Source organism: Streptomyces sp. NPDC030820 (assembly GCF_055572075.1).
In genome coordinates, this window is sequence record NZ_JBVIEB010000005.1 from 536,705 (window position 1) to 542,987 (window position 6,283).

The 6,283-nt window shown below is 70.5% G+C and carries 5 protein-coding genes; 2 read left to right on the top strand and 3 right to left on the bottom strand.

Annotated features, from left to right (window positions below; translation table 11 throughout):
• Window positions 1-6: 6 nt before the first annotated feature.
• From ACZ418_RS17455 to ACZ418_RS17465, 3 genes are all read right to left on the bottom strand, one after another.
• Window positions 7-525 carry a hypothetical protein gene (locus ACZ418_RS17455; protein WP_468363173.1) on the bottom strand — a complete coding sequence of 173 codons (519 nt, stop codon included), beginning with the start codon at window positions 523-525 and terminating at the stop codon, window positions 7-9.
• A 121-nt stretch (window positions 526-646) separates the two neighbouring features.
• Window positions 647-2,605 (bottom strand): APC family permease, encoded by a 1,959-nt coding sequence (locus tag ACZ418_RS17460; RefSeq protein WP_468363175.1) that lies wholly within the window; start codon window positions 2,603-2,605, stop codon window positions 647-649.
• 258 nt (window positions 2,606-2,863) lie between these two features.
• Window positions 2,864-4,435 carry a Na+/H+ antiporter gene (locus ACZ418_RS17465; RefSeq protein ID WP_468363177.1) on the bottom strand — a complete coding sequence of 524 codons (1,572 nt, stop codon included), beginning with the start codon at window positions 4,433-4,435 and terminating at the stop codon, window positions 2,864-2,866.
• Between the two features lie 362 nt (window positions 4,436-4,797).
• On the opposite strand from ACZ418_RS17465, the gene kdpF reads away from it, so the two are divergent.
• Window positions 4,798-4,887, top strand: a complete 90-nt coding sequence (kdpF, locus tag ACZ418_RS17470) for a K(+)-transporting ATPase subunit F (RefSeq protein WP_009326374.1) — start codon at window positions 4,798-4,800, stop codon at window positions 4,885-4,887.
• An 8-nt stretch (window positions 4,888-4,895) separates the two neighbouring features.
• Window positions 4,896-6,283 (top strand): potassium-transporting ATPase subunit KdpA (gene kdpA / locus ACZ418_RS17475; protein WP_468363179.1); only part of this gene is annotated, 1,388 nt, incomplete at its 3' end.

Sequence of the window (6,283 nt, forward strand, 5' to 3'; positions counted from 1 at the left end):
CCAGAGTCAGGAGAGCCCCGAAGCCCGGAGCACCGCCTGCACGGTCTCGTCGTCGATGAGGCGGCCCAGGCGGTGCAGGACGTCCGCACCCAGCAGCAGCGTGCCGCGTTCCAGGGAACGGCGGACGCCGGTGTCGAGTTCGTGCCAGAGCAGGGGGTTGGCGGCGAGGATGCGGGGATCGAGTTCCAGGCGGTGGCCGTGGATGTCCCGCAGGACCAGGTGGGAGGAGACGCCGTCGTACTGCCGTACGGAGGCCAGCGCGTCCGTGCGGACCAGGTGCCGGCGCCAGGGCGTGCGTACCGCGAGCCAGCCGGGGCCCGCGCTGACCCGCTGGGGGAGCAGGACGGTGCACACCGCGGCGGACAGCGCGACCCAGAGCAGGGCGCGTACGGGGGTCAGACTGCCGGCGTCCCAGTCGACGAGGAGGCTCAGGGCGCAGAACAGCAGGGCGCAGGTGAGCGCGAGCCGGGCGCTGCCACGCCAGTGGCGGTCGCCGGCCGAGCCTGGCGGTCCGCTCCGTCGCATGGCGCCGACGCTAGGCGGGCGCGCGGGGTCCGGCAGCCGCTGCTTACGAGGTCCTAGCGCCGTACGGGTGCATCTTGACGGAATCCTGACGCCGGTCGGCGCAGTCGGTCCTCACCGGTCCTCAGCCGGTGTGCACGCGGGGGCGCAGGGGCCGGTTCGGTTCCGCCTCGCGCAGGACCTCACGGGTGACCGGGGCGACCTCGCCCTGGCCGAAGAGGAAGAAGCGGAGGAAGTTGGCGAAGGGGTTGCCCTCGGTCCACTCGAAGTAGATGTGCGGGGTGCAGCCCGTCATGTCCCGGGCGTGCAGCAGGAGGGCCGCCAGGGCGTTGGAGATGGAGGCGGACTCCAGGGTCAGCACGCGGTAGCGGTCGTGCAGGACCTCGCCGCGCACGATCAGGCCCGACTCGAACTCGGAGGGGTCGGTGACCGTGACCTCGACGAAGACGAAGTCCTCCGAGGTCGGGATGTCGTTGTCGGCGCGGATCTGCTCGACCTTGTCGCGGTACTCGGCCTTGTCGCGGCGGCCGGGCTTGTTCGCGATGAAGCGGATGCGGCGGTGCGACATGTCCCGGATGAATCGTTCCGCCATGGCATCCAGCTCGACATGCGTGACGCGCAGCTCGAAGGCGCGGGCCAGCCGGGAGAGGAAGGAGACGAGCATGATGCCGACGATGAAGCAGGCACCGATCTTCACACCGTCCGGGCGCTCGATGACATTGGCGACGGTGACGTAGAGCAGGACGGCCGAGACGACCGCGAAGCCGATGGTCCAGCCGCGCTGGGCGGCCCTGCGGGCGGCGATGGTCACCGCGATCGCCGCGGAGGACATCAGGACCAGCACACCGGTGGCGTAGGCGCCGCCCTGCTTGTCGACGTTGGCGTCGAAGATCCAGGTGACCAGGAAGGCGACCAGGGTGAAGACGAGGACCATCGGGCGCACGGCGCGGGCCCAGTGCGGGGCCATGCCGTAGCGGGGCAGATAGCGCGGCATCAGGTTGAGCAGGCCGGCCATGGCCGAGGCGCCGGCGAACCACAGGATGGCGATGGTCGACAGGTCGTAGACCGTGCCGAAGGCGCCGCCGAGGTACTCGTGCGCCAGGTACGCCAGCGCGCGGCCGTTGGCCTTGCCGCCCGTCTTGAACTCGTTCGCCGGGATGAGCACCGTGGTGATGAAGCTGGTGGCGATCAGGAACACGCTCATGATGAGGGCGGCCGTGGTGAGCAGCTTCTTCGTGTCCCGGATCCGGCCGGTCGGCTTCTCCTCGGTGTCGTCCGGGTCGCCCTGGACGTGCGGCATGACGGCGACGCCGGTCTCGAAGCCGGACAGGCCGAGGGCGAGCTTGGGGAAGACCAGCAGGGACACGCCGATCATGGCGAAGACGTTGCCGTGCGCGGCGATCAGGGCGCTGGTCCAGTCGGTGACCACATGCCCGGCGGTGAGCACGTGCCACAGCCCCACCACCACGACCACGGCGTTCAGGGCGAGATAGACCACCACCAGGGCGAACGCGACACCGATCGCCTCCAGGAAGCCCTTGAGGAACACCGCACCCAGCAGAGCCACCAGCAGCAGCGTGATCAGCATCTGCCCGCCGTGCAGCGCGCTTGTCAGGTGCGGGTTCTCGATCAGGTGGGTGGAGGCGTCGGCGGCCGACAGGGTGATGGTGATCAGGAAGTCGGTGGCGGCGAAGCCCAGCAGCGTCAGGACGAACAGCTTGCCCTTCCAGAAGGACAGCAGCCGCTCCAGCATGGCGATGGAACCCTCGCCGTGCGGGCTCTCCTCGGCCACCCTGTGATAGACGGGCAGGGCGCCGGCGAGGGTGACGACCACGAGGACCAGGGTGGCGATCGGGGAGAGCAGACCGGCCGCCAGTGCCGCGATGCCCGGCTGGTAGCCGAGGGTGGAGAAGTAGTCGACACCGGTCAGGCACATCACCCGGTACCAGCGCTGACCCTGGTGCGGGGGTTCCGGCTCGGCGTGCGGGCCGGCGTGGCCACCGGCCTTGCCCATGTCGGACAGGCCCTGCAGCATCCAGGCGCGCAGTCGGCCGGTATGCGGAGGGTGTTCGGTCGTCGCCATCGGCGTGCTCCTGATGTGCGGCTCAGCGTGGGGTTCCGGCCATCACGCATACGGCCCCACCAGCGTAGGCAGACGGTGACGCACGGGCCCATGGCTCGTTCCGCCGGGGGCGTCAAGCTTGCGTCAAGACCGGCGCGGCGAGCGCTGGCCTACCCCGAGGTCCGAGGCTTTCCCTTGCGCGGGGAGCGATTACGCCGTACGGGGGCCAGGCGGCGCCCCGAGGGGCGGGTGTGTATCCGAAAACCGGCCGTCGAGCCCTCACGCGTCGGACAGCCGGGCCTCCTCGAGGTCCAAGGCCCGCTGCAACCGCCGCCGCGTCGTGTCACTGATCGCATGCGCGTCGTACAGCCGCTGAAGCTCACCGCTCTCTACGGCGATCAGATCACGCCGCATCTGGCGGTAGACCCGGTCCGCGGACTCGGTGGCGACGCCACCGTTGCTCTCGGCGAGGCGGTCGAGGGCGTCGTCGAGGCGGGCGGTCAGGCCCCGGCGGAGCCGGTCCAGGACGACCTCGGGCACGACCTCCAGCTCCGCGAGCTCCTCCAGGCGGGCGAGGCCGGCGTGGGCGAGGTGGGAGCGGGCCTCGGCCTCCTCGCGCGCGGTGTGGGCGGGCTCCAGGGCGATGCCCGAGGCGCGGACGACCGGGGCGAGGGTGAAACCCTGGACGACGAGGGTCACGACCACGACGGACGTGGTCAGGACCAGCACCAGGGGGCGGTCGGTGAGCGGGCTGCCGTTCCTGGCGACCTCGGGTATGGACAGCGCGGCGGCCAGCGGCATCACGCCGCGCGTGCCGGCCCAGGTCAGCACCATCGGGATCCGCCAGTTCAGCCGGCTGACCCCGCCCTCGCGCTGCACGACCGCCGACAGCGGCGCCAGCCACAGCAGCCGTACGGCGACGAGCGTGGCGGCGACGGCCAGGGCGTACAGCGGCCAGGCCTGGTCGCCGTCCGCCAGGGCCCGTACCTGGGAGGGCAGGGCCAGGCCTATCAGGCTGAAGACGACGCTCTCCAGGAGGAACACGACCGTGCCGTACACCGCGTGCAGCTGGAGCCGGATGCGGGCGTTGGTCAGGCGGTCGCCGCGGCCGCCCAGCACCACCCCGGCCACGACGCAGGACGTCACTCCGGAGGTGTGCGCGACCTCCGCCAGCAGGTAGGCGGCGTACGGGGTGACCAGGGCGATCACCGTCTCCAGCACCGGGTCCTCGGTGCGGCGCCGGATCAGGGTGATCACTCCGGCCACCGCCGTCCCGATCACCGTGCCGCCGCCCGCGAGCAGAAAGAACTGGCCGCTCGCGGCGCCCCAGCTCGCGGCGGCCGAGGCGATGGCGATGCCCGCCGCCACCCGGACCAGCACCAGGGAGGTCGCGTCGTTGAACAGGCTCTCCGCCTGGACCAGGACCTGCACCCTCGGGGGCAGGGCGAGCCGACGGCCGAGCGCGGTCACCGCCACCGGGTCGGTGCTGGCCAGCACCGCGCCCAGGACGAACGCCATCTCCCAGGACAGGGGGGTGACCAGGGCGGCCACGGCCGCGACGGCCGCCGCGGAGGCGAGCACCAGGCCGATGGCGAGGATCCCGACCGGCTTCCACACCGCCCGCAGCTCCCGCCAGGGCATGTCCTCGGCGCTCGCGTACAGCAGGGGCGGGAGGACGACGAGGCCGATGATCTGCGGGCTGATCTGGATCTGCGGGGTGCCCGGGAGCAGGGCCACCGCGAGACCGGCGACCACGAGCAGGGAGGGCGCGGGGATGCGCCAGCGGCGCGCGAAGGTGGCGACCACCGTGGCCAGGACCACGAGGGCGAGAACCGTGCCGACGCTGCGCATGCCGTCCCCCTGGGATTGCGGAAGCCACCCTGACTCCCGGCCGACCAGACTTCCCGGCACACCTGCCCTCACCCTAACGGGCCAGGTCACGTCAAGACAGTGTCAAGGTGCGTCCAGGCACGCACGGCGGGCTGCGCACCGGTACGGATCGGGGGCGTAAGAGCCCCGTCAAAGGCGTGAGTGCGGCCGTATGGGAGCCGTCAACGGGCGACCCGATCCGGTCGGACAGGCGGTTTCCTCGTACACGTCCGCTTCAACCGAGCCTCACTCCAGGAGTTCGCGATGGCCGATCCGGCCTTCGTCGTCACCGTGCTCGCGGGTTTCGCGCTGGTGGCCCTCGTCGCCAAGGGGGTGACGAAGCTGTGACCGCCGAGAACGTCGTCGGCCTGGTCGTGGCCGTCGCCCTGCTGGGCTATCTCGTCCTCGCCCTGATCTTCCCGGAGAGGTTCTGAGAGCAGACATGGGTCCCGTACTCGCGGGCGTGCTCCAGCTGCTCGCCCTGACAGGCGCGTTGGCGCTCGTCCACATCCCCGTCGGCACCTACATGGCCAAGGTCTACTCCTCGCGGGGGCACCTGCGTGTCGAGAAGTGGGTCTACAAGGCCATCGGTGCCGACCCTGACGTCGAGATGACCTGGCCCGCGTATCTGCGCGGTGTGCTGGCCTTCTCCGCCGTCAGCGTTCTCTTCCTGTACCTGCTCCAGCGGCTGCAGGGCATGCTGCCCGGCTCGATGGGCTTCTCCTCGGTCAACCCGGCGCAGTCGTTCAACACGGCCGTCTCCTTCGTGACCAACACCGACTGGCAGTCGTACTACGGCGAGCAGACGATGGGGCACGTCGTGCAGACCGCCGGGCTGGCCGTGCAGAACTTCGTCTCGGCGGCCGTCGGTATCGCTGTGGCGGTGGCCCTGGTGCGCGGGTTCGCGCGGTCGCGCACCGGTGAGCTGGGCAACTTCTGGGCCGACCTGGTGCGCGGCACGCTGCGCATCCTGGTGCCGTTCGCCGCCCTCGCCGCGGTGATCCTGGTCGCCTGCGGTGTGGTCCAGAACTTCTCCGGCATTCACGAGGTCGGTCAGTTCATGGGCGGCTCGCAGCAGTGGAACGGGGGCGCGGTCGCCTCGCAGGAGGCCATCAAGGAGCTGGGCACCAACGGCGGCGGCTACTTCAACGCCAACTCCGCCCACCCCTTCGAGAACCCGACCCCCTTCACGAACCTCTTCGAGATCTTCCTGATCCTGGTGATCCCGTTCGCGCTGCCCCGCACCTTCGGTGTGATGGTCGGCGGTGTGAAGCAGGGTTACGCGATCCTCGCCACGATGGTCACCATCTGGCTGGGCTTCGTCGCGCTGATGATGTGGACCGAGTTCGCCCACCACGGTGCGGCGCTGCAGGCCGCGGGCGGTGCGATGGAGGGCAAGGAGGTCCGCTTCGGCGTCGGCGGCTCCTCGATCTTCGCGGTGACGACCACGCTCACCTCGACCGGAGCGGTGGACTCCTTCCACTCCTCGTTCACCGGCCTCGGCGGCGGCATCACCATGCTGAGCATGATGCTGGGCGAGATCGCGCCCGGCGGTACCGGCTCCGGTCTGTACGGCATCCTGATCATGGCCGTGATCGCGGTGTTCATCGCCGGTCTGATGGTCGGCCGTACGCCGGAGTACCTGGGCAAGAAGATCGGCGCCCGGGAGATGAAGCTGGCCGCGGCATACATCCTGATCACCCCGGCGCTGGTGCTGGTGTTCACCGCCGTCTCGATGGCTCTGCCGACCCCGCCGCACTCGATGCTCAACTCCGGTGCGCACGGGTTCTCCGAGGTGCTGTACGCGTTCACGTCGGCCTCGAACAACAA